Origin of the sequence: Aquimarina latercula DSM 2041 (assembly GCF_000430645.1) — a bacterium.
GTDB lineage: Bacteria > Bacteroidota > Bacteroidia > Flavobacteriales > Flavobacteriaceae > Aquimarina > Aquimarina latercula.
Genome location: NZ_KE387186.1, coordinates 77,595 through 103,873 on the forward strand (window position 1 = coordinate 77,595; position 26,279 = coordinate 103,873).

Sequence of the window (26,279 nt, forward strand, 5' to 3'; positions counted from 1 at the left end):
TTAATTCCCTTAGAAGGTGATTTTTTTAAGCTACTTTAAGAAGCAATATCAAGTATTCCAATTTTAGATAGCTGCCGGGTTACTAGAATTTTACTTTCATCATCAAGATTACAATGGATTTTATGGATAGGTAATGCTTGATTTTCGTTTATAAGTACATTAAGAAATGATTCACATTGTATTGGCATAGATAGTTTTAGATCATAAAATTTCACATCTATTTTTTCGCAGTTTTTGATCATTCTAAATTTGTTCTTTTCTCGAATCTTGATTTTAGAATCTTTATTAATACAATCAATATTCACTATTTGACTTAGTTGGCCTTGTGCGATAGCTTTTTGCCTACTATAAAAGTCATCAATAATCTCATCATCTTGTTGTAATTTTTTGATGAGTTCTGTAACAACATTGGTAACTTCGATAATCTCTTCATTTTTATCATTTTCGTTAATAGAATGAAATTTTGTGAATTTCCTTAACGGTAATATGGATTTAGATTTTTCTAAAAGAACTTCTGCTAAATGTTCTGCCCAAGTTTTGCCAATGATACCTGTAGTAATGTGCCCAGAATTTTGATTAGTACAATAGGCGTCATGAACAATTCCTCTTGGGATATATAATACGTCTCCCTTTTCCAAGGTGAATTCGTCGATTACTTTACCAGGAATGAATTCTTCTTTGTTAAAAGGAGTTGTTTTATCAGCCAATAGAACAGGTTGGTCATAGATACGCCAATGCTTAGAACCTTCAAACTGAAATATAAATACATCATGAGTATCGTAATGAGTAGAAAACCCTTGGGATTTTTTTGGAGTTAGGTAGATGTTTGTTTGTATTTTATGTTTAAAAAATGTCTCTAATTCATTAGTTAATTTTCTTAAACTGTAAATTTTATTTTGCAGTCCAGACATTACTAAAGTGCTTCCATTTTCGAATGCGTTAGAGAATTTTAGAGGATCTATAATATCAGAATCTTTTATGGTATATTCTTTAGAATCTGGTTTTTCGGTTTTAGAATGATCAGCTAATCTAAAATCCGGGTGATGATTAGTTTGTGAAAATAAAATAGAATCTAAATCTTGAATAGATAGCAATTGATCAAAGAAACTTCTGTTTCTGTTTTTTATTATTAGGTGTTTTTTTTCAAAATATTCATTAAAAAAGACATCTGTAGTAATTGGATGTAATATTTCTTGCAGATTCATACGTGGTGTTTTATTATAAAGAAGGATTTAAATAGTAACTTTTATAAATTCATCGGTTGATGAAAAGAACAAGAGGAGATTAAAAAAAACGAAACTAAAAAAGCAGTAGTGTAAATCTTATTTATAGTTGTCTTTTTTAAATCTTTGAGTAATCTTTTAGAGAATGTAAAAACTTTAATCATAACTTTTATTGTTTAGTGTTATGTTAAAATTACTATTGAATTAAGTGCAAAAAAATACCCAAAAGAGGGTATTTTTCCAGTTACAATTTTATTGAATAACAAGGTAACTTCTTTTGTTTTTTTAAAATTCGAGTAAATTAATCTGAGTCCGCACAGTTAACACCAGCTCCTACCGCATCCCCACTATTGCTATCGGTGCAAACGGGACTGTCAGTAGTACAAGAAGTTGTTACTGCTAGAGATGATACTAATAAAGCAGAATAAAATGTCCTTCTGAAATTGTAGTTCTTAGAAACATTGTCAATTTCAAAATCTGAAAGTTTCAATTTAGTCATAATTAAAATATTTAAAAGTTTTGTTAAAACTAGGCAGGAGATTAGCAAAAAAAAATACCCAATTAGGGGTATTTTCTTAGCTAACTTGACTCACTAAAAAATAAAGGTCTAGTTTTTTGTGTATGTTAATGTGTTAGAATTTCCACTACTGATAGTACCATTAAATGTATTTACAGTGTTACCATTATCTCTTACAGTTATAGTATATGATGTAGCGCTTCCAGTAAAAATATTTACATAGAATTGATATGTGCCTGAAGGACCTCCATTGGCCCAAGTGATATTCTCTGAATTACCACCTGAACAATTTCCTGTACAATCTATATCTAATGCACCTCCAGAATTTGATTGTGGATTGTTAAAAGATAAAGTTTCACCATTCGGATCTTGAACGTACAAATCTAAATCAGCACTGCCGGACCAAGTAAGGTTAAATCTCGGACTTCCGTCTTGTCCAGCTAATACTCCGCAATCAGATGCATCAACTAAACCTTGACACGAAGGTTCATCACAATTACCGCAGAGCATAGCTACATCCCTTATGTTCGCTCTAGAGATATTTCCAGAAGATGTTTGTGCAAATTCATAGCATTTGATATCATGACATACTTGTGATAAATCTGCACAGATTCCTTGATTGATTAAAAAATCAAAATTTCCAGTACCAGCAGTGGCACCGTTGGTATTTACAGGAACAAAATAAATAGGCCCTGTTGTACCGAATCGCATTCCTACAGCATTTACATTTCCGTTTGGAGCGTTAAATGATATAGAATTAGTCATGGATTGTCCAGAAGCTAATGGCACAATGCTAGAAGAACCATTACCAATAGTTATGGATTCATCAATTTGTACGGTATTTGGATCTACCGTAAAAGAACCAGGAGGTAATATTAAATTGTCGTTCATAATAGTAGCAATTTGCGCAGGATCAGATATCCCTGAATTTCCTGAATCGCCATTGTCTTCGCTACAACTGTAGCAACATAGTATTCCAATAATTGTAATTAGATAAAAATTTTTCATTTGAATGGTATTTTTTGTTTACATCAAATCTACCTTCGAAATGAGCATAAAAAAATACCCGTAATAGGGTATTTTTGATTTGTATTGGATAAGCTTTAGTCTTTTAAAAATCATATTTTTTTTCAATAGCATATCGAAGCAATTCTCCTTTTCCTTGCAACCCTAATTTTCGTATAATATTTTTACGATGTGTTTCTACAGTTGATACAGAGTTGAAGCGAATTGCTGCTATTTCGGATGAGGTTTTTCCTTGGCCAATAAGCGTTAGTATTTCACGTTCACTTTTAGAAAGCACCTGTTTCTTTACTTGTTGTTTTGTCTCTTCCGAAAAAAAAGAAGGATCAATAGAAGCGTCATAATATGTGTTACCTTTCATAACTTCTTGTATAGCAGTTAAAACTTCTTCTAAAGGGGAGTTTTTTAATAAATACCCAGACGCTCCCGCAGCCACCATTTGTCTCACAGCATTTTCTTGATCAAACATAGAGAAAGCAATAATCTTAGTGTATGGTAGTTCCTTTTTTATGATTTTAGTGGCTGCAATACCATCAATTTTGGGCATACGGATATCCATAAGTACTACTTTGGGTTGTTTTCTTCTAACAATAGCTAACAATTCTTCGCCATCATTTGCCTTGCCGATAATGCTTATTTTTTCTTCGTATTTGAGAAGTAAATCTATTCCATCGATAAGTGATTGGTGATCTTCTGCTATGGCTACTGTGATCATATAGGTATATTTATAATAATGTTAGTTCCTTTTCCTATGGTAGAATCAATTTCAAAAGTTCCTTCTAGATGTTCTATACGTTTTTCAATACTTTTTAATCCCATTCCATCTTTTTCGGGTAATACTTTTGCATTAAACCCCTTTCCGTTGTCCTCTACAATGATATTCAATAAAGAGTCGTGATTAGTAAGAGAAATACCAATTTCTGAAGCGCCTGCATGTTTGATAGTATTGGTAATAAGTTCCTGAATAATTCTAAAGATAGAAATTTCTAATGCATTGTCTAATCGTTCATTTAGGCCGTAATCTTGAACTTCAATTTGTAATCTATTACCATTAGAAGCTTTTTTTGCAAGGTTTCTAACAGCAGGTAATAATCCTTGTTTGGCCATAACACCACTGTTTTTTTCATGGGCAATAGTACGAACCTTTTTATACGCTTCATCTAGTAGGTTGTTTGTTTTACTATATAACTCTTCTATGTTTTCTACTTTTGGATTATTTCGATTGTTTTTCAGGTGATCAAAATGCAGTTTTACGGTTGCTAGTGTACTACCTAGATTATCATGTAGATCATTAGCCAATCGTTGTCGTTCTTTTTCTTGTCCAGAAATCATAGCATCAATCGCCGTAAGTTCTTGTTCTTTGAGTAGTTTTTCTGTCTTTTGAATTTCGATCTCCCGTTCTTGCTCTGCGATACGTTGTTTTCGTTTGGTGTTTCTATAGATAAGAATCGCAATAACACTTCCTAGAAAAAGGGACCCACCTAAACCTATAGCTATGTTTTGGTTTCGTTTCTTTTTTTGCTGTTCAATTAAGATCTGTTTTTCTTTTTCTGCGGTTTGAAATTTTGTTTCATATTCTGAAACAATTTGTAAGTTTTTAGCTTGATTGTTTTTTAATTCATTAATAAGATATTTATTATAATAATAAAGGCTTTTTGTTGAATCACCTTTTGTTTTATATAATTTATATTTCCAAAAATGTAAATAAGTCCTTAATAATTTAAATAAGTAACCATCTTTTTTTATTTTAATATTATTAAGTGAGATTTCGCTTTTTTGTAACAACCCTTTTTTAAATTGTAAAACAGCATTATTTATTATGGCAGCTTGTAAACGTTCATTTTCAAAATAACCATCTAAATTCTTTAATATATTTATTGAGTTAGTTAAATAAATATGGCTACTATCTATATCTTTTGTAACTAGCTGATGGTAAGCTGAATTAGTAAGGTCTAATTTCGCTTTTAAAAATTCCGGACTACTTTTATCAATAAATTTGTTTGCTTTTACATAATAATTTTTTATTTCCTCCGGGGTCTTATAAAAGTATCTTTGTGTTATGCGATATTCATAGAATGTACAAATTTGGTTATCTAATGTGTTTGTGGTGTTTTTTTTGCACTCATTTATAAAATATTTATATGAAGTATCTTCAATCATCATATTAAAGCGTTCGTAGATCTCTAAAATGAATTTAATAGATTCACGAATTAATAATTTATCATTTCTTTTTTTTGCAATTTCTAAGCTTTTTTTAAAAATTTTAAATGCTGATATTTCATTGCCTTTTTTTAAATAATCATATAAACCATTATTTAATGTTGAAATGTTATTTTGAAGAGAAAATGGATTTTTGGAATTTGATTTTTTATAATTTTTAGGAAAAATACCTAGATGAACTATATCCAAGAATATATTTAATTCAGTTTTTAACTCTTTATTAGGTAGATTATTTAATGAAGTTCTAGCTAAATTATAATTTCCAGTATTTATGTAATTGAAAAATATCTCCATTTCATTAGCATTTAATGAAATGGAGAATAAAAAAAAGAGTAGTGAAATTTTTTTCAATTCGTATGATTTATTTTATGATTGATCTATCAGGAATACAAGGCCCAAATTCACATCCAATATCTTTTGGAATAGGAAATGGTTCGTTAGATCCTAGCTTTCTCGTTGATATTTCGGAATAAGCTTCACCATCTCTTATAAGACGATAAGGACTTAAATATACTGATTTATCAGGATTAGCTGGGTCAAAAAGATGTTGTGGCGGTGCATTTAAGGTGAAATTAGTTTGTAATGTCATACCTGCTTGTATTGGATGTTTAACAATGATGTTTTCATCAAGTATTTCATTGTTAATGTAAAAGGGAGAAACAGAAATGTTTAGAAAAGCATCAACACCTTCAACTGCAGTACTATCAATTTTTATATCCGGTGATCCCGAAAGTCCCATAGTAATTGCACCTCTATAATTTTGTAATTTAAAATCACAGGTGTATAAGAAAAATGGAGTACCATCATCACCAGTTATATCTTGGATGTTTTTAATCTTAATATAAATCATATAAAAAGTACCAAAATCTTGCGAACCAAATACAGGTTGCCAAACATCTCGATCTTCTAAACGAATTACGAATTTTAAATTTTCATGTGCCATATTTCAATTATTTGTAAAGTTATTTAGTCTTCAAAAAACACTCCTTTTGGTTGTTTTTGTAATGCTGAGTAAAATTTATCATATTCTTGCCAAGAGTTATCGAGTTTGTAATTTAAAGGAAAGTTGATAGGCTTTATTTCTTTAACACCAGAATTATCTCTTATAACTCCAGTAGTGAAAAACTCATTGAAGTTTATAATATGTAAGTCACTAATTTCTTCATCGAGAGTTATTTTTTCTCTAATATTTTCTAATAAATCAAATTCTAGATGAAAACCTGTTGGTACTTTTGGAATACATAAAATAGTTGATAATGAGTCAAAATCTTTCCATTCTTTTTGATAATTTTCATTAATAAGTGATGATTCTTCAGTATCGAGATTTTCATTGATAAAGGAAATGTTTACTCTAAATTTTGATTTAAGATTATTTATTTTATCAATTTTAGAATTAAAGCTCTTTGAAAACTCTTCGAGATCATTGGTAACATTAGGGTCCAGTGCAAGATTTTTATTATTAACATCAACTTTTTTAACTTTTGATGCCCAAAATTTTGCTACATTTGAATTCAAAATATATTCTTCTAGGAATACATCAAAACGAACATATTTTTCTCCAATACCAGGAGAGGGATCTCCAATAAAGACATAGTTGCATTCAGGAGTTTTTCCATAACCACTAATTAGAACCATATGTGCCATGGAAGTATTCAATTTTAAAACAATTGGAGAGTCGTTTTCTTCAAGTTTTTCGATAATGAAATCAATATTTTTAAGATTATTGGTTTCCAAAAATTCTTCGCATTCAAATCCGGCTTTATTGAAGATTTTGATAAAATGTTTATCCTTTAATCCAATATTACATTCATTAAAAAACTCTCCTGAATCACTACAACAGCTGGTAAGATTAAGTTGATCATCATTATTATATGTAGATAAAACATGGTTTTTGTAATATGAAACAATTTCACATTTACTTGTGCCTATTTCAGATTTTGAGTAAAGTCCTTTAATCATTTTTTCAGCACATGCAGCCCAACACCAATAGGAGTTCTCAGGTTGATTTACATGGCATAGGTCAGTAAATCGATAAAAATTATCTTCCATTTTTAGGTTATTTAGTTACTCCAAATCTCATTAAAATAAGTTGTTGTTTGTATACCCAATACAAGGTATATTTCTAAAGGTATCTAAAAAAACACCATAACAACACCTTCCTACTGATCCAATGATCCTAGGTAATAGGAATTACTATTTAATTGAAAACTAGGGGTATAGTTTTTATTCTGGCCTTAAATACGTTTTTAGTACGAAAAGCAGTAAAATAAAGATAATAAAACCAACGAGAATAAAAATACTGCCTTTGTAGTATTTGCGATGTAGTTTAAGATCTTTTCGGTAGCTGATAATCATTAAAACAATAAAAGCTATTACAAAACATCCTGCAAATATCCATTGACCAGTACTAAACATATTTATGCTATTTTTACAGCAAAGATAACTTATTAGAGGAAATACATGAAAGATAAAATTGCTGCTGTACAGGAATTTCATACAGCATTCGAGATAGGATATAAAAATGAGCCTATTGCAGATTTAGGAGAAGCTAAAAACACACTGCGCTTTAATTTAATGAAAGAAGAAAATGAAGAATATCTAGAGGCTGCACAAAATAATGATTTGGTAGAAGTGGCGGATGCATTAGGCGATATGCTTTATATTCTATGCGGTACTATTATAGAACATGGAATGCAACATAAAATAGAAGAAGTGTTTGCAGAGATACAACGAAGTAATATGAGTAAATTGGGAGAAGATGGAAAACCGATATATAGAGAAGATGGTAAAGTGCTAAAAGGCCCTAATTATTTCAAACCGAATATCAAGGAGATTTTAGACCGATAATTATAAATCAGAAATGCCTCAAGAATTCTCTTGAGGCATTTTTGATTATATCAATTCGTAATTTGTTAATCTTAGTTCAGTAATTACACCTTCGTTCTCCATCCAAAAGCATCTTCAGCTTTATTATACTGAATATCCATAAGAGCTTTCTTAAAATGGGAAGCATATGAATTTTCTTGTTTTTCTAGCTCATAATGCTCTCCTTTATAACCGAATGCTTTTACTGGACTTACTACTGCCGCAGTTCCTGCTCCGAAAATTTCTTTAAGACTACCATTTTTAAAAGCATCTACAACCTCACTAACTTTTATAGGGCGTACCTCTACATTATATCCTTGTTTTTCTGCTAAAGCAATCAAACTTTTACGAGTAATCCCATCTAAGATTCTATCACTAACGGGTGCTGTTAATAAAGTGTTATTAATTCTGAAGAAAACATTCATGGTTCCAGCCTCTTCCACATATTCATGAGTGTTAGAATCTGTCCAGATAATTTGTTGATATCCTTGCTCTTTAGCTAGTTTGGTTGGGTAAAATTGCCCCGCATAATTACCAGCAGCTTTAGCATATCCAAAACCTCCGCTTGCAGATCGACTAAATTTTTCTGCAACTAATACACTAACATCACCACTATAATAAGATTGTGCAGGTGAACAAATAATCATAAAGCGATATTCATCAGCTTCTGATGCAGAAACACTGGGTTGTGTAGCGATTACAAATGGGCGTATATATAAGGAGTTACCAAAACCAGATTTGATCCATTCATTATCTAGTTTTAATAACGTATTTAGTCCGTCAAAAAAATACTCTTCGGGAAATTCTGGCATTGCTAATCGCTCAGCAGACTTGTTAATTCGTTTAAAGTTTTCATCTGGCCTAAACAAGAAAGTATCACCTTGATCATCTTTATAAGCTTTCATTCCTTCAAAAACAGCTTGCCCGTAATGAAATACTCGAGCAGATGGATCCAGTGTTAGAGGTCCGTAAGGGACAATCTTTGGTGTTTGCCATTCGCCATTAACATAATCACATATGAACATATGATCTGTAAAAACTTTACCAAAAGCTAAGTTTTCAAAATCTACTTGACTGATTTTTGATTCATTTATCTTGGTAATTTCGATCTCTTGCGGAACTGCATTTCTCATCCGATACTTAATTTATTGGGTTATGAAAGTTTTTATTAATTGTTGTATTAGTTCTAAAATAATAATAGATCTATATACTCATTTAATATTTTAAACAAAAATACCCTTTTCTTATAAATTAAGAATTTTAAAAATGTTTAATTTTGCTAAACATCATTAATAATAATGTATCATGAAAAAAATCACACTATTTTTTGCCGGATTATCATTTCTAGTATCTTGTAATTCTGTTCAAAAAGAAAAAGAATCTTTCTCAATTGCGGATGTAACACTAAGTCAATATGATAATTTTGGAGGAGAAGTTTCATCAGAAACAGTTCTTTATAAGGATGCAATAGCAGAGAGATATGAAAATCTTAGTGAAGGAGATACTATTGATATCGCTTTTTCTAGTACAGTAAACGATGTTTGTAAAGCTAAAGGATGTTGGATGAAAGTTGCTTTAGGAAATGATCAAGAGACAATGGTGAAATTTAAAGATTATGGTTTTTTTGTTCCAAAGGATATAGAGAACGACACAATAATTGTTCAAGGTAAGGCGTATGTTTCGGAAACTTCTGTGGAAGAATTACGTCATTTAGCTTCTGATGCAGGAAAATCAGAAACTGAGATAGCAGCAATTACTGCTCCTAAGAAAACATATTCTTTTATGGCAGATGGAGTTTTAGTAAAACAATAATGAAAAAGAATCTAAAAAGGGAGATTATTACTACTTCTGATGGTTCTACTACTATTCATTTTCCGGAACTTGATGAGCATTATCATTCTAAACATGGAGCTATCAATGAGGCAAAACATGTTTTTATAGATAAGGGTTTTGATCATGTTTTAGAATCAAAAGCATTTCAAGAGTTACACGTTTTAGAAATAGGTTTTGGTACCGGTTTAAATGCTTTTATAACATATTTAGAAGCGCTTAAAGTTTCTCAAAAAGTATATTATGTTGGAGTAGAGGCGTATCCTGTTTCGATGGAAGAGGTGAAATGTCTAAATTACTTAAAGCAATTATCGGCTCAAGATCAGGTAGCTGTTTTTGATCATTTTCATCAATCTTCTTGGGGGGATCAACAAGCTATAACGGATTCATTTTTTCTTACCAAGAGACAACAGTTTTTTGAAGATATTGATGATAAGTCTTGTTATAACCTGATTTATTTTGATGCGTTTGGAGCTCGAGTACAGCCAACTTTATGGGAAGTAGATATCTTTAAAAAGATGTATGATGCACTTTTAGATCAAGGGGTATTAGTTACGTATTCTGCAAAGGGAAGTGTAAGGCGTGCGATGCAAGAAGTAGGTTTTACTGTAGAAAGACTTCCTGGACCTCCTGGCAAGAGAGAAATGCTTCGAGCTACTAAAATAATGAACGGTTGATAATGGATTTTAGAAAATTAAAATACAGTTTTCTTAGTGTGTTAAACCTATAATAAATCGGTAGGTTATGTTAAACCCTCGTATTACTTTGCAATAAATTACTTTATTATGAAAGTTTTAATTACTGGCGCAACCGGACTTATTGGTCAGGAAATTGTAAGGTTATGTCATCAATCTTCTATTGATGTCAATTATCTTACTACAAGTAAAAATAAACTGACATCTGAAAAGAATTATCAAGGATATTATTGGAATCCAAGTTCTGGAGAAATTGATTTAGATTGTTTTAAAGACGTCGAAGTTATTATTCATCTTGTGGGTGCTACAGTAGCGAAACGTTGGACGAGCAGTTATAAAAAAGAAATTATTGACAGTCGTGTTCTTACAACTTCACTAATCTTAGAGTCATTAAAAAAAATAAAACATTCGATACGTCAAGTTGTATCAGCTAGTGCGATTGGGATTTACCCAGATTCTTTTCAGAATTATTATATGGAAGATTCAGACAAGGTGGATACTGGCTTTTTAGGAGAAGTCGTAAAAAAATGGGAATCTGCTGTCCAAGAGTTTGATACACTAAATATAGAGGTAAGTTTACTAAGGATAGGATTGGTTCTTTCTGATAATGGAGGCGCATTTCCTAAAATAGCAAAACCTATAAAGCAAGGAATGGGAGCCGTATTTGGAAATGGAAAGCAATGGCAAAGCTGGATACATGTAGAAGATCTAGCAAAAATGTTTATGCACGTGGTTCAAGAAGAATTAAACGGTTTATATAATGCCGTCGCTCCAAATCCGATTTCTAATCATAAATTAACAATGGTTATAGCTGACCAAATGGAGAAAAAAATAATACTACCCAATATTCCTCGTTTTGCTATGAAACTTGTTCTTGGAGAAATGCATATGCTTCTTTTTAGCAGTCAAAGAGTATGTTGTGATAAAATTTTAAAAACAGGTTTTCAATTTAAATATGAAAATATTACTCAAGCAGTTGAAGATCTAGTTTAATGAAATTTTGAAATAAAAGGTCTCGTTTATGCAAAACAAGACCTTTTTATCGTAGATGATTGTTTTATTTTTTTGTAAATAATTTATATTCTTTTTTGTCAGTTTTTAATATAAATATTCCTTTTTTGAGAGTTGAAATATTAATTAATTTTCCTTTTCCTGATTTTATTTCCTTACCATCTAAAGTATATATTTGATAGCGAGTTTCTAACAATATTTCAGGACCTTCTAGTTCAATATAATCTTCTGAAGGGTTTGGGAAAATTATTAAGCTACCGTTATCATTTTTAGTGATAATTGGGTTTTCTCTACTGCTGTTAAATGTGCAATTTTCAGTGTTAAATGTCACGGATTTTTCAGCTATATCTGTATAATCCGCTTGGAATTTTATCGTATAATTTTGACCAAGATTCATAGTTACAAACGTATAGGTTGTGGATGAACTAAAATCAAAATAATAATACCCATTTTCTAAAGACGGTGGATAGCAACTGTTATCTACGCACATATAAATGTTACTTTGATAACCATTATCTTTATGATATACTCTCGCCGTATTGTCATTTATATAAGACATTCCAAACTCACCACAGATACTAGAATCATTATCTCCGTCCGTTTCGCAAGGAGAACAACTACCACCGCAGTCTATTCCTGTTTCGTCTCCATTTTGCTGATTATCATTACAAGTTGTTGTGTTGTCTGTATTATCAGATGTATAACCAATAAGGTCAAAAAGTTCATCTGATGCTTTGATCCAATTAGAAGAATTGATATTTTGATTCCAGTTAGATGCGATAAGATTATTAGCTTGAACTCTAGAGTCCCCCCAGTATCCCATTTGATATGGAGCATCCCAGAATCCTTGCGAATCCCAATCTGCATTAATATAGGTTGCTAATCGAATAACATCTTTGTTTTTATCGATATAGTTGAAAAAAGGTTGATACCATTCATCCCATATTTGTTGTGCAGTTTTTTGTGTTTTGACTCCTACATTATTTCCAAATACAGGGGCGATAGTATTATCGCTGACATCATATCCTTGCGGTGTAGCTTCCGCAATTATTACAGGTTTTCCTTCTTGTCTAGCAAAATCTAATAATGTGTCTTGAGCTCTATAATTGCAATCTTGTGGAGTGAAAACAGAAATCCCCATTAGATCTACATATGATTTACCAGGATACCAAGAAGATATAGGGTTATTGTTGTAAGTTGATCCGCAAAAAGCACCAGAATGCCATACCATGGCAATATTATTATCGGCATTCTTAGATTGAATCCTATTATACATTTTTCTCCAAGCTGTTACAAATTGATTTGGATCATAGTGATTATGAGGTCCATCAAATTCATATCCCCATCTTAAATAAATTGGTCTGTCTAAAGCTATTAACTTGTCAATAAGTGAATCCATTTCATTATCAAGATTACCGCTATTAAAGTTTTGTAAATGGTCTACTAGATATACAGCTACTACGAGACCACTATTAGGATATTTACTAGCTAGACTTGCTAAGTGCTGTGGGCCTGTTCCATAAGAGGCTTCTATATCAATGGCTTCAACGTTATTAATGCTAGTGTAACCAGATGTGGCAGCTGGGATGGTATTTGTGGATGAAGAGAAATTATCAATACTAGTTACATCTTGACCAATAGCAAGTAAAGTACCCGGGCCATCAATAACAAATTTCCCAGTAATGTAATTAATTGAATTAGTGTCGCATGGACTACAACTACCTCCGCAATCTATTCCGGTTTCATCTCCATTTTGTTGGTTGTCAGAGCAAGTAGAAGTTGTTTCACAAGGATCACAACTACCTCCACAATCTACACCGGTTTCATCTCCGTTTTGTTGGTTGTCATTACAAGTAGGGGTTGAGTCTCCATTACCAGGTATGATACCTGGGAGCGGGACGTTTTGTACATTTGCTTGTGTATTAGATTGGTAGTTTTTTTCTATCCGTTTCCAACTACCATTAGATGAGTAAGTATTGATGAGTTTCAGTGCCTCTTCATGAGAGATATAATGTAATTCTGCTGTTTGCCCGGGTTGAACTCCAATAATAGACTTAAGGTGAGAAAACCCAGATCCAAATGCGGATTGTTCTGGAGCAGGATTATGTCTTGTTTGTGCTACTAAAATAGCTTGCGCGGTATGGGTTCCTGTTAGACTTATGTTCATTACCGCTTGTATTTCTCCATTAATATAAAAAGCACATCCGTATCCAGGATCTCCGGATATTAAAGGATCATATCCTTCGTTAGTATGAAAACCGGCAAAAAGAACATTGGAAAGATCAAAATTGCCATCATTTCTTCCGAATAAAGAGCCAAAAGTATACGCAAATCCGCCGGTACCAAAGTCTCTAGCTTGTTCTCCTCCAGAATATCTCGGGGACCAAGAAGAATGTTTCCATCCTGGAGCATCTAGGGGATTAAGACCAGCTACAGAGGAATATACTTCAGGGACAGCATGTATAAATTGACCGTTAAAATTGAATCCCCACCAATCTTTTGGGGGAATCGGTAACTGAGCTTCTCCATTAGCTGGAATTACAGTCATTACTTGCCCAGGTTGTTCATTACCGGGAAAAGTTCCAGAAGAAACTAAATAGCTATAAGGAGTATTGTTTACAATCTTTACGCGATCTATTCCTCTTCTAGTGATATTAGGGTTGTTTACTATTTGTCCGTTTTGGAACGTAGCTCCAGTATCTGTCTCTAAGTCTCCATATGTTAGTGGAGCGCCTTGGTTGTTGCCGATAGTGGGCCACCAGTTTCCTTCTGTGAAAACAGGAATTTTTCCATTGAAATTGTTAGGTATTGTAATTCCATAACTTAAACTAGTTCCATCATTTCGATATGGGTTGGATAATAAACCTGATGCAGAACTTGGGTTCAGATCTCCTCGATTTTTTTTCCATTCTGACAATATGTTATTAGGGTATATCCAATTCTCATATCGATGGATAAACCCCATTCTATTCATGCCTTCTCCATTTAGACCAGGGTCTGAGGATTGACTAAAAATTGTTTGACATACTATGAGGAATAGTATCGTAAGTTTAATTTGTTCTCTCATTACGTTTAGTTTTAAGTTTTAAGATTTTAAAACTAACTAACGTAAAGTGTATAATAATATGGAACACACCATTTATTTATGACGTATAGCTACGGTGCTACCACGCAAAACATTGTTTTTTGTTTTTTTATTATGATTATTTGGTTTTTCTTAACTCATTTCCGTGTAGGTTCGAGGAAAAAGATGTAATTAAAAGACTAAATTGGAAACTCTTTTTTTGTCAAGTTTTTTTGAATAAAGTAATATTGGAAAACATAAAAAAAGTCCAACATTTAGAATGTTGGACTTTTTTATTTTATAAAATCTTTTTGGATTAAGCTTTGGTCGCTTTTAAGCTAACTTTTAACTCGATATCATCTAAAATGAACTTGTCACCTAAATTTTCAAATACTGATTTAGATCCATAATTTACACCCCAATCTGTGCGATTGATAGTAAAAACTTCACTGTTTAATGTCATAGTATTTCCTTCTACAGAAGTTGATGCTGGGAAAGAAATATTTTTCTTAATTCCTTTAATAGTAAGATTACCATCAATAACAGTTTTTCCTTCTTTTTCAGAAACACCAGTTACTTCAAAAGATGCATTTGGAAATTGTGCTACATTGAAGAAATGATCTTCTTTACCTTCTCCTTCTCCTTTAAGATGACCTTCTAATCCTGCTTTTTGCTTACCTTCTAAGTCAGTTACGTTAATTGATGTCATATCAATTACGAATGATCCGCTTTGGATTTTACCATCCTGTGTTTTTACCTTACCATCTGCGATATTGATGGTTCCTGTATGATTTTCTGTTGGCTTTTTTCCAACCCAATCTATAGTGCTTGCCGCGTTGTCTACTACGTATGTAATTGCTTCTACTGGTGCTTCTACTACTTCTTCAGCTGCAGTAGCTTCTGTTTCATTTTTTTTCTCACCTTTACAAGAAGTTGCCGCTACAATAATTGCAGTCACAGCAAATAGGTTAATCAATTTGGTTTTCATAATAACGTTAGTTTATAGTTTGAATTTTCAAAATTATTTTTTTAGAAAATGAATACTCTTAAATATATACTAAAATATTCCTGTGACATTATGACATTTATTCAAAAATGGCAGTACTTTTGCATCTCCAAAAAAAAGAAACTTATAAAAGGTACTAGTTACATGAGTAAGAAAAATAAAAATACAGAAGATATAAAAGATCAAGTAGAAGAAGTACTTGATACTACTGTTGAAGATACTGAAGTAGAGGAAGTAGATGTTGAAACACAATTAAAAGAAGATCTGGAAAAGGAGAAAGATAAATTCTTGAGGCTTTTTGCAGAATTTGAAAATTATAAAAAACGTACTTCAAAGGAACGTATAGAATTATTTAAGACAGCTGGTCAGGATGTAATGCAATCTATGTTACCTGTTTTGGATGATTTTGATCGTGCTATGAAAGAGATTGAAAAGTCTGCTGATAAAGATGTGTTAAAAGGGGTGGAGTTAATCCATAATAAATTGAAGGAAGCTCTTAAAGGGAAAGGTTTGTCAGAAGTTGAGGTAGCTGCTGGAGATGCTTTTAATGCGGATGATCACGAAGCAATTACACAAATACCTGCCCCAACAGATGAATTAAAGGGTAAAATCGTAGACGTTATAGAAAAAGGATATAAATTAGGAGATAAGGTAATTCGTTTTCCTAAGGTAGTAACCGGACAATAAGATAAATGATGAAAGAAGATTTTTATGATATTTTAGGTATTAGTAAAGGTGCTACTGAAGCTGAAATTAAAAAGGCATATCGTAAAAAAGCGATAGAATACCATCCGGATAAAAACCCAGGAGATGCTACAGCAGAAGAAAAGTTTAAAAAAGCTGCAGAAGCGTATGAGGTCTTAAGTGACCCAGATAAGAAAGCACGTTACGATCAATACGGACATCAGGCCTTTGAAGGTGGTGGTGGTTTCGGCGGTGGTTTCGGCGGTGGCGGAATGAATATGGATGACATATTTAGTCAGTTTGGAGACATCTTTGGTGGTGGCGGTTTCGGTGGTGGTTTTGGCGGCGGAGGAAGACAACGTCGCGTAAAAGGTAGTAATCTCCGTATCCGAGTAAAACTTACATTAGAGGAAATCGCTAACGGTGTAGAGAAGAAGATTAAAGTAAAACGAAAAATTCAAGCACCTGGGACTACATATAAAACGTGTAGTACCTGTAATGGTAGTGGGCAAATGACTCGTATTACCAATACAATTTTGGGTAGAATGCAAACCTCTACTACTTGTTCTACTTGTGGAGGAGCTGGACAAGTTATAGATAAAAAACCTTCGGATGCAGATGGACAAGGACTAAAAGTTTCTGAAGAAACTGTAAGTATAAAAATACCAGCTGGAGTAGAAGATGGTATGCAACTTAAAGTTTCTGGAAAAGGAAATGAGGCACCAGGTAATGGTGTTGCTGGAGATCTTTTAGTTGCAATAGAAGAATTAGATCATTCAGAATTACAACGCGAAGGAGATAACTTACATTATGACCTTTATATTAGTTTTTCTGAGGCCGCTTTAGGAGCATCTAGAGAGATTGATACGGTATCTGGTAAAGTTCGTATTAAAATAGAAGAAGGGGTGCAAAGTGGTAAAATATTAAGATTACGTGGTAAAGGAATTCCTAGTATCAATGGTTACGGAAAAGGAGATCTTTTAGTGCACGTGAATGTATGGACTCCAAAAACATTGAATAAAGAACAACGAGAGTTTTTTGAAAGAATGGCGCAGGATGATCATTTTAAACCTAGCCCTGATAGTAAAGACAAATCATTTTTTGAAAAAGTTAAAGATATGTTTTCATAAAAATAAGAATGATAAAATATAACCAGAATCATTCTTGAATGCTAATTTTTGTTTAATAAAAATTCGTATATTTGAAACATCACTAGCGCATTTAGTGATAATTTTTCTTTTTCATAGCAATTTTTTTCCCATCCTTAATACTTGTATTTAGGGTGGGTTTTGTTTTTTTATAAACACTAAATTTTCTAGACCAATCTAGATCCTATATTTAGAACATATCTGATGTGTAACTTCAATCTTACTATTGAATGATCAGTTTAAATTCGTTATTTATTTCATTTCATTAATATTTTGACTTAATTAGCATTGTTTTTAATTTTTTAATAAACCATACCTTTTTATGACTAATCTTTTAGAGGTACAACAGGCATCGAAACAATTTGGCGATTTTATTGCATTAAATGATGTTTCTATAAAAGTACCTAAAGGAAGTATTTTTGGTTTATTGGGTCCTAACGGAGCTGGTAAAACTACTTTGATAAGAATCATTAATCAAATTACATTACCAGATACTGGAAGTGTATTTCTTGATGGAGAACCATTGCAACCACATCATGTAAAAGATATTGGTTATTTACCCGAAGAAAGAGGTTTGTATAAATCTATGAAAGTAGGAGAGCAAGCATTATACCTTGCTCAATTAAAAGGGTTAAGTAAAAAAGATGCTAAAGAGCGTCTTAAATATTGGTTTGATAAATTTGATATTTCGCATTGGTGGGATAAAAAAATACAAGAGCTGTCTAAAGGAATGGCTCAAAAAGTTCAATTTATTGTTACTGTACTACATAGGCCTAAATTATTGATATTTGATGAACCCTTTAGTGGGTTTGATCCAATAAATGCCAATGTGATTAAAGATGAAATACTTCAATTGCGAGATGAAGGCGCTACGGTAATTTTCTCAACACATCGTATGGAGAGTGTAGAGGAGTTATGTGATCATATTGCTTTAATAAATAAGTCAAATAAAATACTGGAAGGAAAGGTATCTGATATTAAAAAAGAATATAAGTCAAATACTTTTGAAGTTGGACTACTATCTGATAATAAAGTAGAATTACAGAAAGATTTACAAGCCAGATTTGTAACGGAGCCTGCAGATTTTAAAACTATAGAAGACCAATTGAAGTTAAAAATTTCTTTGGATACCAATACTACTTCAAATGATTTATTAAAGTATTTGTCTGAGAAAGGGCAAGTTGTTAGGTTTAACGAGGTAATACCAAGTGTAAACGAAATATTCATTAAAACCATCACCGAAAATGAGTAGTAATTTACAGTTAATTATAAAGAGAGAATTTATATCTCGTGTTCGCAATAGAACTTTTGTTGTAATGACTTTTCTGAGTCCTTTAATCGTAGTGGGGATGATTGCATTGATCGCCTGGTTAACGACTCTTAATAATGACGAAGTTAAGAAGGTAGCTTACGTAGATGAAACAAAGTCGTTTGCTGCAGATCTTAAAGATACAGATGAGGTAAAATATATAGATTATAGTAGCTTTGATTTAGAAACTGCAAAAGACTCTGTAATATCGCAAAAGTTGTATGGTTTATTATATATCCCAAATAAATCTACCAATAAAGAGCTTGCGGAATCCATACAGTTTTATGCAGAAGAATCTCCTAATTTTTCAATATTAAATAAGATTGAGAGAATTATAGCTAATAAGCTAACAAAACAGAATTATAAAGCAGAAGGTCTAAATTTAGAAGCGATAGAGAGTTCTAAAGCCAGAATAAATATTCAAATAGAGAATTTTTCTGGAGAGAAAACTTCTAAAATGTCTAATTATGTAAAAATGGCATTTGGAGGTTTTGCAGGTTATCTGTTAATGATGTTTATCATCATCTATGGTAATATGGTGATGCGATCTGTTATAGAAGAAAAAACGAATCGTATTATAGAGATTATAATTTCTTCTGTAAAACCAATGCAGTTAATGATGGGTAAGATTCTAGGGACATCCTTTGCTGGTATTTTACAGTTTTTTATTTGGGTAATTTTAGGAGGAGTTCTTCTATTAGTTGCTACCTCTGTATTTGGAATAGATCCGCAACCGGTAGGAGTTGATCCCTCGATCGCGTTACAAGAAAATAATCAACAAGAAATTCAGCTTTTGGTACAGGATATTCTAAAACTTCCTTTATTAACATTGGTGTCGTCCTTTTTTGTATATTTTATAGGAGGTTATTTTTTGTATAGTTCGATATATGCTGCTATTGGAGCAGCAGTAGATAGTGAAACAGATTCTCAGCAGTTTATGTTGCCAATTATATTACCTTTAATGTTAGGGATTTATGTTGGTTTTTTTGCAGTAATTGAGAATCCACACGGAACAGTATCTACGGTGTTTTCTATGATTCCTCTTACTTCTCCGATAGTGATGCTTATGCGTATACCTTTTGGAGTTCCTTGGTGGGAAATTCTAATTTCTATTGCATTACTTATAGGGAGTATTATTTTTATGGTATGGTTTGCAGGTAAAATTTATAGAATAGGTATCTTGATGTACGGTAAAAAACCTAGTTATAAGGAGTTGTTTAAATGGTTGAAGTATTAATATGATTCAGGAAGAAATAACAGAGCAGGTTAAAGAGGTAATCCAAGAAGATGTATGGGGTAATATCAAGAAGTTTTTAGATTACGAAATATTTCATTTCGGTCCAGATGATCATTCTATTATACTTACTGTGGGTCTTCTGTTATTCGTGATATTTATTCTCATTATTACTACGATATCACTAAAGTTTATTCGACGAATCGTTACAAGAAAATTACAAAAGGAGGATAAACTAAAATTTGAATCTGTTTTTTCTTTTTCAAAGTATTTTATCTATATAATTGTTATTCTTATAGCCTTAGATAGTATAGGGTTTAATATTACAGCTATTTTTGCTGCCTCGGCTGCACTTTTGGTAGGTGTAGGTTTGGCATTACAAACATTAATTCAGGATGTTATCTCTGGGATTTTTATACTAATTGATCAGACGGTTCACGTAGGGGATATTATTGAATTAGACGGTAAAGTAGGTAGGGTGGAAGAAATTAAATTAAGGACTACTAGGGCAGTTACCATAGATAATAAAGTGTTAGTTATCCCTAATCATAAGTATCTTACGTCAACATTATATAATTGGACCCAGAATGGATCAATAACAAGAGAATCCATAGAGATTGGAGTAGCATATGGTAGTGATATAAATTTAGTAAAGCAATTGCTTATAAAAATAGCAAACGATAATGACAAAATTCTGAAAACTCCAGAACCACTAGTATTGTTTACTAACTTTGGTGATAGCTCTTTAAATTTCAAACTTATTTTTACCATGAATGATAGCTTTCAGGCCAGTATTCCAAAAAGTGAAATAAGATTTGAAATTGATCGTTTATTTAGGGAGAATAAGATAAATATTCCGTTCCCTCAGCGAGAAGTTACTATCTTAAACCCCAAACAGTAGTATAGCCCCTAGATATAAAAATGAATAATAGAACCTTACTAATAATTTGTATTACTCTTTGCTGTATTATTAATACGGTAAGATCACAGGATACTAATTTAGCTAGGGTAGAGTACGCGTATATTCCGCAAGCTAATAGTGATAATGAATATAATAGTTTAAGAATTTCTGGAAACTATCCAATTAAGATGGATGACAAGGGAACTTATTTGGTGATGTCATTTCAGTATAGATTAAATAACTTATTGTTAAATGATGATTCTATAATCGTTGATAAAGATGGTCTTCAAGAATTTCATACGATAGGTTTTGAATTAGGATATACCTATAAAATGAAGAATAATTGGAGATTCGGGGCTAAACTGGGGGCACGTCTTTCCTCTAATCTTGAAGGTTCTGGAATAGACGGAGATGATTTTAGATATGTAGGATCGGTTTACTTTGTAAAAAGTTATGGAAAGAAGACATCTCCAAAATCTGCAAGATTAGTGTTGGGATTGCGATATGCTGCACCAGCCAGTATTAACTTTCCGTTGCCTATAATTAATTATTCTAAACGATTTCATCCAAGTTGGTCATATTCTATAGGAACACCAAAAACAAGTATAAAGTATTTTTTTAATGAGACCAATACTTTACAAGCATTTATAGGGCTAGATCGATTTTATGGTAACATACAGAATAATAGGGTGTTTGTCGATGAAAATGGCGAGACTAAAACTGCAGAAAACGCTTCAATGTTATTAATTAATAGTGCTTTGGGGTATGAATACTATTTTACGGAACACTTATTGTTATTTGCATATGGTGGATATACTTTAAGTAATGAAATTCGCTTGCGAGATAAGAATCAAGAAAATGTTTTAATTCTCAATGATAGAAATACATTTTATCTGAGAGGTGGAATTAAATTAAAATTATAATGGCAAAAATATTAGTAATAGAGGATGAAGCGGCAATCAGAAGAGTGCTCGTTAAGATATTATCAGAGGAAAGTGATAAATATGAAGTTTTTGAGGCAGAAGACGGATTAGTTGGAATTGAAAAAATCAAGAATGAGGATTTCGATTTAGTACTATGTGATATCAAAATGCCTAAAATGGATGGGGTAGAAGTATTAGAAGCCGTAAAGAAAATAAAACCAGAAGTTCCTATGGTTATGATTTCGGGTCATGGTGATTTAGATACAGCTGTAAATACCATGAGATTAGGGGCTTTTGATTATATTTCTAAACCACCAGATCTTAATCGATTACTAAATACTGTTCGTAATGCTTTAGACAGAAAAGAATTAGTTGTCGAAAACAAAATGCTTAAAAAGAAGGTCTCTAAAAATTATGAAATGATCGGTGAGTCCACAGCTATTTCTGATATAAAGAATATTATCGAAAAAGTGGCAACGACGGATGCAAGAGTTCTTATAACAGGTCCAAATGGTACTGGTAAAGAATTGGTAGCACATTGGATACATCAAAAAAGTGAACGATCTAAAGGTCAAATGATAGAAGTGAATTGTGCTGCTATTCCGGGTGAATTAATCGAAAGTGAGCTTTTTGGTCATGTAAAAGGAGCATTCACCTCTGCTAATAAAGATCGTGCAGGTAAATTTGAGGCAGCAAATGGCGGAACTATATTTCTAGATGAAATTGGAGATATGAGTCTTTCTGCACAGGCCAAAGTACTTAGAGCTTTACAAGAAAATAAAATACAGCGAGTTGGTAGTGATAAAGATATTAAAGTAGATGTACGAGTGGTAGCTGCAACAAATAAGGATCTTAAAAAGGAAATTGCAGACAATAAATTTAGAGAGGATTTATATCATCGATTAGCGGTGATCCTAATAAAAGTACCAGCATTAAACGACCGTAGAGAAGATATTCCTTTATTAGTAGATTACTTCACAAAGAAAATTTCTAATGAACAAGGATCTCCTGCTAAGACTTTTTCGGATAAAGCAGTTAAGCAATTACAGCAATATGATTGGACCGGTAATATTAGAGAATTACGTAATGTTGTGGAACGTCTTATAATACTTGGTGGAAAGGAAGTTAGCGAGGAGGATGTTAAACTTTTTGCTGCGAAGTAAGAAGAATCATTATCTTGCGACTTACCCCTAAAATATATTGACCCCAAAAATGAAGAGAATACTGTTTGTAATTATATTAGCTTGCCTTTCATCTGTATTGAATGCGCAGTATGAACCAAGTGCAATAAATTATGGGGTAGTTGCTATTAAAAGTTTTAGTTCGATAGAAGAAGTTGGGCTGGGAGTAAGAATAGAATACGCTCCAAATTGCTATACAACCTATATGGGAGAATATAATCGTTTGTTTTCGATTGGAACAAGCGATGAGATAGAAGGGTACAATGAACTTGCTCTCGGAGTTAATTTAATTTTGTTTAATTGGTATCCAACAACGATAACTGCAGGGTTTGGTTACATAGGAAACGATTCTAGTGTTTTTGAAGAGATAGAAGATGATGCTTTAATAGCGTTTAGAAGTGGAGATTTTAATCATGGAGCTCAAATTAAATTACGAGCTTTACATCAAATTGCCGTTCCTGTTCATATTTTTGCCGAATTTAATTTAAAAAGCCTTGGGAAACAATATCATACGTTTCTTATTGGATTTAGTTATGACTTTGATGCACGATAATGATGTTGTTTTATTGTGGTAAAAGTTACTCTTTATTTTGACCTTTATATCTTCTCAAGAATCGTATTATGAATGAGAGGAATATATCTTGAGATTACATCCAAAGAATTTTAGAATACATTACATTACCCCTCTTTTATTCTCAAATATCCTTTAAGTAATTAATCTTACTTAACATTTTTCTTTTTTGACCAATCTAAAACTTTAGTATCTTACCAGAGATAATACAAATCAAACTATGAATAAAATAGATCACGAAGATTTTAAAGTTTCTCAACCGATAGAATTGTCAAAAATCCCTACAACTTATGACCTCGGAGAGAGTGAAAAAAAAATTGAAAAAGAACTAGAAAAGGTCAGAGAAAAATTAGGCAAATTTCAAGACACAATATATGCGCACGATAAATATGCCATTTTAATTTGTTTACAAGGAATGGATACAGCTGGGAAAGACAGTCTTATCCGAGAAGTTTTTAAAGATTTTAATACGAGAGGAATTGTTGTACATAGTTTTAAAGTTCCTACGGAATTAGAACTTGGACATGATTATTTATGGAGACATTATATAGCGTTGCCACAACGTGGAAGATTCTCTGTCTTTAATAGAACACATTATGAAAATGTTTTAGTGACTAGAGTACATCCACAATATATTATAGGCGAAAAACTACCGAATATTAATTCTGTAGATGATATAAATGATGAGTTTTGGGAAAAGCGTTTTGAGCAGATAAGAAATTTTGAAAAACATATAGCAGATAACGGGACACTTGTTTATAAATTTTATCTTCATTTATCCAAAGAAGAACAAAAAAACAGATTACTTCGTAGGTTAGAAAAGAAAGAAAAAAACTGGAAATTTTCTTCAGGAGATCTTAAGGAAAGAAAATTATGGGACGATTATCAATCTTGTTATCAAGAAGCAATAAATAAAACATCCCTACCACATGCACCTTGGTATGTAATTCCTGCAGATGATAAACCCACCGCAAGATATATTGTAGCAAAAACATTATATGATACTTTGATAAAATTTGATGATATAAGAGAGCCGGAATTAGACGAAAAAACCAAGTCTAATATAGAACAATATAAGCAACAACTGGAAAACGAATAATAATACGATTACATTTAAAATAATATTATAAAAAATACATCTGTGAGAAATATAGTCTTTATCCTTTTTATAACTTTTTCTTTTTCCTCTTATAGTCAAAAGGATAACAGAAAAGAAGATTCAATAGCAATTAAAAACTTTTATACAACTTCATTATTAGAAGGTAAAAGCTATACTTGGTTGGATTATTTATCTAATCAAATAGGGCCTAGGTTGTCAGGATCTTTAAATGCTCAAAAAGCAGTGGAATGGACAGAACAGGAACTTAAAGATATAGGGCTGGATAAAGTATGGTTGCAATCTGTAATGGTACCTAAATGGACAAGAGGAGTTACTGAATTTGCTTATATAGAAACGGATCCTGGACAAACAACGAATGTCCCAATTTGCGCTCTTGGAGGTTCTGTTCCTACACCTATAGGTGGAGTTAAGGCCGAAATAGTTGAAGTAAAGGATTTAGAGGATCTTCGAAAACTTGGAACAGATAAGATAGAAGGAAAAATAGTATTCTTTAACCGTCCGATGCAAGCTGATTTAATAAATACTTTTGAAGCTTATGGTGGATGTGTAGATCAACGCTATTCTGGAGCTGCAGAAGCTGCTAAGTTTGGAGCGGTTGGTGTAATTGTACGATCAATGAACTTGAGATTAGATGATTTTCCGCATACAGGTTCAATGAGTTATGGAAAACTAACTGATTTAGAAAAGATTCCGGCAGCTGCAATAAGTACAAATGGAGCAGAATTATTACACTCCATGTTAACGCTAAACCCAAAGGTTAAGTTCTTATTAAATATGAATTGCCGTAGTTGGAAGGATGTGGAATCTTTTAATGTAATAGGAGAGATTACGGGTAGTGAATTCCCTGATGAATATATGGTTGTAGGAGGGCATCTGGATTCTTGGGATTTAGGTGACGGCTCACACGATGATGGAGCAGGAGTAGTACAATCTATGGAAGTACTTAGGTTGTTTAAAGATACAGGATATAAACCAAAAAGATCCATTAGAGTAGTTTTATTTATGAATGAAGAAAATGGACTAAGAGGAGGTAAAAAATATGCAGCTGTAGCTAAAAATAAAGGGGAGAATCATGTATTTGCATTAGAAAGCGATGCAGGTGGTTTTACTCCAAGAGGTTTTTCTTTTGACTGTAGTAATGAAAATTTTGATCAGATTAAAAGTTGGAAACCTCTTTTTGAACCTTATTTGATTCATTATTTTGTTCAGGGAGGTAGTGGAGCAGATATAGGTCCATTAAAAAAAGATGGAATAGTATTGGCCGGACTTCGTCCAGATTCTCAACGGTATTTTGATTATCATCATGCTAAGAATGATACTTTTGATGCTATTAATAAAAGAGAATTAGAATTAGGTGCTGCCACTATGACAAGTTTAATTTATCTTTTTGATAAATATGGAGTCAAGTAATTTTCGAAGTTAATTTAATAAAAATTTAGGCATAAAAACTTCTTAAAACACGTTAATATAGTTTGTTTTTTTGGGGAATTTTGCGCTTTTTGTCTGATATTGTGTAAAAGTGTAAAAATTCTGTAAGTTGTTTCTTGTTTAAAAATTTAACTTTTTTATGAAAATTTTTATAAGAAAAAACATTTAAAAATGATTTTTTGTTAATTTAGGCTGTGGTTTTACCATTGAGAAGGTTTTCTTTTTTTGTAAATCATCTTTTTTTTTGTCCTTTTTCGCATTCTTTTTTCTTAGCATCTTCTTAACAACGAAACTTTTTTCTTTTTTTAAGATTTAAGAAAAGTATT

At 32.1% G+C, this 26,279-nt stretch carries 24 protein-coding genes; 14 read left to right on the top strand and 10 right to left on the bottom strand.

The window, feature by feature from the left end; all coding sequences use genetic code 11:
• Positions 1–35: 35 nt before the first annotated feature.
• The 7 genes from H526_RS0124950 to H526_RS0124980 all read right to left on the bottom strand — a co-directional run bounded on the left by H526_RS0124950 (position 36) and on the right by H526_RS0124980 (position 7,032).
• A complete protein-coding gene (locus tag H526_RS0124950) occupies positions 36–1,205 on the bottom strand; it encodes a cupin domain-containing protein (RefSeq protein ID WP_027395450.1) in 1,170 nt (389 codons plus the stop codon).
• Positions 1,206–1,524: 319 nt separating this feature from the next.
• Entirely contained in the window at positions 1,525–1,722 is a 198-nt protein-coding gene (locus tag H526_RS0124955; RefSeq protein WP_027395451.1) for a hypothetical protein, read from the bottom strand.
• A gap of 108 nt (positions 1,723–1,830) precedes the next feature.
• Complete coding sequence (locus H526_RS31270; protein ID WP_027395452.1) at positions 1,831–2,748, bottom strand: YfaP family protein; 918 nt, start codon at positions 2,746–2,748, stop codon at positions 1,831–1,833.
• A 103-nt stretch (positions 2,749–2,851) separates the two neighbouring features.
• The gene (locus H526_RS0124965) at positions 2,852–3,478 is read right to left on the bottom strand and encodes a response regulator transcription factor (protein WP_027395453.1); all 627 of its coding nucleotides are present in this window, start codon (positions 3,476–3,478) and stop codon (positions 2,852–2,854) included.
• A complete protein-coding gene (locus H526_RS31275) occupies positions 3,475–5,334 on the bottom strand; it encodes a sensor histidine kinase (RefSeq protein WP_162144514.1) in 1,860 nt (619 codons plus the stop codon). The genes H526_RS0124965 and H526_RS31275 overlap by 4 nt, the downstream gene beginning before the upstream one ends.
• A 10-nt stretch (positions 5,335–5,344) precedes the next feature.
• Complete coding sequence (locus tag H526_RS0124975) at positions 5,345–5,926, bottom strand: hypothetical protein (RefSeq protein WP_027395454.1); 582 nt, start codon at positions 5,924–5,926, stop codon at positions 5,345–5,347.
• A 23-nt stretch (positions 5,927–5,949) separates the two neighbouring features.
• Positions 5,950–7,032: a papain-like cysteine protease family protein gene (locus tag H526_RS0124980; RefSeq protein WP_027395455.1), complete on the bottom strand. Its 1,083-nt coding sequence runs from the start codon at positions 7,030–7,032 to the stop codon at positions 5,950–5,952.
• Between the two features lie 411 nt (positions 7,033–7,443).
• Between H526_RS0124980 and H526_RS0124985 the strand changes: the two genes are divergently transcribed.
• Positions 7,444–7,830 carry a pyrophosphohydrolase domain-containing protein gene (locus tag H526_RS0124985; RefSeq protein WP_027395456.1) on the top strand — a complete coding sequence of 129 codons (387 nt, stop codon included), beginning with the start codon at positions 7,444–7,446 and terminating at the stop codon, positions 7,828–7,830.
• An 83-nt stretch (positions 7,831–7,913) separates the two neighbouring features.
• On the opposite strand, the gene H526_RS0124990 is transcribed toward H526_RS0124985, so the two are convergent.
• Positions 7,914–8,981 carry a branched-chain amino acid aminotransferase gene (locus H526_RS0124990; RefSeq protein ID WP_027395457.1) on the bottom strand — a complete coding sequence of 356 codons (1,068 nt, stop codon included), beginning with the start codon at positions 8,979–8,981 and terminating at the stop codon, positions 7,914–7,916.
• Between the two features lie 172 nt (positions 8,982–9,153).
• On the opposite strand from H526_RS0124990, the gene H526_RS0124995 reads away from it, so the two are divergent.
• From H526_RS0124995 to H526_RS0125005, 3 genes are all read left to right on the top strand, one after another.
• Positions 9,154–9,660 carry a DUF4920 domain-containing protein gene (locus tag H526_RS0124995; RefSeq protein WP_027395458.1) on the top strand — a complete coding sequence of 169 codons (507 nt, stop codon included), beginning with the start codon at positions 9,154–9,156 and terminating at the stop codon, positions 9,658–9,660.
• Complete coding sequence (gene mnmC2, locus H526_RS0125000; RefSeq protein ID WP_035086648.1) at positions 9,660–10,355, top strand: tRNA (5-methylaminomethyl-2-thiouridine)(34)-methyltransferase MnmC2; 696 nt, start codon at positions 9,660–9,662, stop codon at positions 10,353–10,355. The genes H526_RS0124995 and mnmC2 overlap by 1 nt, the downstream gene beginning before the upstream one ends.
• A 108-nt stretch (positions 10,356–10,463) precedes the next feature.
• A complete protein-coding gene (locus H526_RS0125005) occupies positions 10,464–11,366 on the top strand; it encodes a TIGR01777 family oxidoreductase (RefSeq protein ID WP_027395460.1) in 903 nt (300 codons plus the stop codon).
• Between the two features lie 64 nt (positions 11,367–11,430).
• Here H526_RS0125005 and H526_RS0125010 read toward each other — a convergent pair whose 3' ends face one another.
• Positions 11,431–14,451, bottom strand: a complete 3,021-nt coding sequence (locus H526_RS0125010; RefSeq protein WP_027395461.1) for a family 31 carbohydrate-binding protein — start codon at positions 14,449–14,451, stop codon at positions 11,431–11,433.
• Positions 14,452–14,764: 313 nt separating this feature from the next.
• Complete coding sequence (locus H526_RS0125020; RefSeq protein WP_027395462.1) at positions 14,765–15,436, bottom strand: YceI family protein; 672 nt, start codon at positions 15,434–15,436, stop codon at positions 14,765–14,767.
• Between the two features lie 162 nt (positions 15,437–15,598).
• Between H526_RS0125020 and H526_RS0125025 the strand changes: the two genes are divergently transcribed.
• The 10 genes from H526_RS0125025 to H526_RS0125070 all read left to right on the top strand — a co-directional run bounded on the left by H526_RS0125025 (position 15,599) and on the right by H526_RS0125070 (position 25,935).
• Entirely contained in the window at positions 15,599–16,141 is a 543-nt protein-coding gene (locus tag H526_RS0125025) for a nucleotide exchange factor GrpE (RefSeq protein WP_027395463.1), read from the top strand.
• Between the two features lie 8 nt (positions 16,142–16,149).
• The gene (dnaJ, locus tag H526_RS0125030; protein WP_027395464.1) at positions 16,150–17,268 is read left to right on the top strand and encodes a molecular chaperone DnaJ; all 1,119 of its coding nucleotides are present in this window, start codon (positions 16,150–16,152) and stop codon (positions 17,266–17,268) included.
• Between the two features lie 340 nt (positions 17,269–17,608).
• Complete coding sequence (locus tag H526_RS0125035) at positions 17,609–18,538, top strand: ABC transporter ATP-binding protein (RefSeq protein WP_027395465.1); 930 nt, start codon at positions 17,609–17,611, stop codon at positions 18,536–18,538.
• A complete protein-coding gene (locus tag H526_RS0125040) occupies positions 18,531–19,832 on the top strand; it encodes an ABC transporter permease (protein WP_027395466.1) in 1,302 nt (433 codons plus the stop codon). The genes H526_RS0125035 and H526_RS0125040 overlap by 8 nt, the downstream gene beginning before the upstream one ends.
• A 1-nt stretch (position 19,833) precedes the next feature.
• On the top strand, positions 19,834–20,730 hold the full coding sequence (locus tag H526_RS0125045) for a mechanosensitive ion channel family protein (RefSeq protein ID WP_035086658.1): 897 nt from the start codon (positions 19,834–19,836) through the stop codon (positions 20,728–20,730).
• Positions 20,731–20,750: 20 nt separating this feature from the next.
• Positions 20,751–21,653, top strand: a complete 903-nt coding sequence (locus H526_RS0125050) for a DUF6268 family outer membrane beta-barrel protein (RefSeq protein ID WP_035086660.1) — start codon at positions 20,751–20,753, stop codon at positions 21,651–21,653.
• Positions 21,653–22,816 (top strand): sigma-54-dependent transcriptional regulator, encoded by a 1,164-nt coding sequence (locus H526_RS0125055; RefSeq protein WP_027395469.1) that lies wholly within the window; start codon positions 21,653–21,655, stop codon positions 22,814–22,816. The genes H526_RS0125050 and H526_RS0125055 overlap by 1 nt, the downstream gene beginning before the upstream one ends.
• Before the next feature lie 49 nt (positions 22,817–22,865).
• Complete coding sequence (locus H526_RS0125060) at positions 22,866–23,387, top strand: hypothetical protein (protein WP_027395470.1); 522 nt, start codon at positions 22,866–22,868, stop codon at positions 23,385–23,387.
• A gap of 238 nt (positions 23,388–23,625) precedes the next feature.
• Complete coding sequence (locus H526_RS0125065) at positions 23,626–24,504, top strand: PPK2 family polyphosphate kinase (protein WP_027395471.1); 879 nt, start codon at positions 23,626–23,628, stop codon at positions 24,502–24,504.
• 42 nt (positions 24,505–24,546) lie between these two features.
• Positions 24,547–25,935: a M20/M25/M40 family metallo-hydrolase gene (locus H526_RS0125070; protein WP_027395472.1), complete on the top strand. Its 1,389-nt coding sequence runs from the start codon at positions 24,547–24,549 to the stop codon at positions 25,933–25,935.
• Positions 25,936–26,279: the final 344 nt, after the last annotated feature.

What these genes read in the sequence shown, in the direction of transcription:
- mnmC2 (WP_035086648.1), top strand. Translation starts at nt 9,660, where the DNA reads ATGAAAAAGAATCTAAAAAGGGAGATTATTACTACTTCTGATGGTTCT.
- H526_RS0124955 (WP_027395451.1), bottom strand. Translation starts at nt 1,722, where the DNA reads ATGACTAAATTGAAACTTTCAGATTTTGAAATTGACAATGTTTCTAAG.
- H526_RS0125060 (WP_027395470.1), top strand. Translation starts at nt 22,866, where the DNA reads ATGAAGAGAATACTGTTTGTAATTATATTAGCTTGCCTTTCATCTGTA.
- H526_RS0124990 (WP_027395457.1), bottom strand. Translation starts at nt 8,981, where the DNA reads ATGAGAAATGCAGTTCCGCAAGAGATCGAAATTACCAAGATAAATGAA.
- H526_RS0125050 (WP_035086660.1), top strand. Translation starts at nt 20,751, where the DNA reads ATGAATAATAGAACCTTACTAATAATTTGTATTACTCTTTGCTGTATT.
- H526_RS31270 (WP_027395452.1), bottom strand. Translation starts at nt 2,748, where the DNA reads ATGAAAAATTTTTATCTAATTACAATTATTGGAATACTATGTTGCTAC.
- H526_RS0124985 (WP_027395456.1), top strand. Translation starts at nt 7,444, where the DNA reads ATGAAAGATAAAATTGCTGCTGTACAGGAATTTCATACAGCATTCGAG.
- H526_RS0124965 (WP_027395453.1), bottom strand. Translation starts at nt 3,478, where the DNA reads ATGATCACAGTAGCCATAGCAGAAGATCACCAATCACTTATCGATGGA.
- H526_RS0125040 (WP_027395466.1), top strand. Translation starts at nt 18,531, where the DNA reads ATGAGTAGTAATTTACAGTTAATTATAAAGAGAGAATTTATATCTCGT.
- H526_RS0125010 (WP_027395461.1), bottom strand. Translation starts at nt 14,451, where the DNA reads ATGAGAGAACAAATTAAACTTACGATACTATTCCTCATAGTATGTCAA.
- dnaJ (WP_027395464.1), top strand. Translation starts at nt 16,150, where the DNA reads ATGAAAGAAGATTTTTATGATATTTTAGGTATTAGTAAAGGTGCTACT.
- H526_RS0125045 (WP_035086658.1), top strand. Translation starts at nt 19,834, where the DNA reads ATGATTCAGGAAGAAATAACAGAGCAGGTTAAAGAGGTAATCCAAGAA.
- H526_RS0125020 (WP_027395462.1), bottom strand. Translation starts at nt 15,436, where the DNA reads ATGAAAACCAAATTGATTAACCTATTTGCTGTGACTGCAATTATTGTA.
- H526_RS0124975 (WP_027395454.1), bottom strand. Translation starts at nt 5,926, where the DNA reads ATGGCACATGAAAATTTAAAATTCGTAATTCGTTTAGAAGATCGAGAT.
- H526_RS0124995 (WP_027395458.1), top strand. Translation starts at nt 9,154, where the DNA reads ATGAAAAAAATCACACTATTTTTTGCCGGATTATCATTTCTAGTATCT.
- H526_RS0125005 (WP_027395460.1), top strand. Translation starts at nt 10,464, where the DNA reads ATGAAAGTTTTAATTACTGGCGCAACCGGACTTATTGGTCAGGAAATT.
- H526_RS0125055 (WP_027395469.1), top strand. Translation starts at nt 21,653, where the DNA reads ATGGCAAAAATATTAGTAATAGAGGATGAAGCGGCAATCAGAAGAGTG.
- H526_RS0125025 (WP_027395463.1), top strand. Translation starts at nt 15,599, where the DNA reads ATGAGTAAGAAAAATAAAAATACAGAAGATATAAAAGATCAAGTAGAA.
- H526_RS0124950 (WP_027395450.1), bottom strand. Translation starts at nt 1,205, where the DNA reads ATGAATCTGCAAGAAATATTACATCCAATTACTACAGATGTCTTTTTT.
- H526_RS0125035 (WP_027395465.1), top strand. Translation starts at nt 17,609, where the DNA reads ATGACTAATCTTTTAGAGGTACAACAGGCATCGAAACAATTTGGCGAT.
- H526_RS0125065 (WP_027395471.1), top strand. Translation starts at nt 23,626, where the DNA reads ATGAATAAAATAGATCACGAAGATTTTAAAGTTTCTCAACCGATAGAA.
- H526_RS0124980 (WP_027395455.1), bottom strand. Translation starts at nt 7,032, where the DNA reads ATGGAAGATAATTTTTATCGATTTACTGACCTATGCCATGTAAATCAA.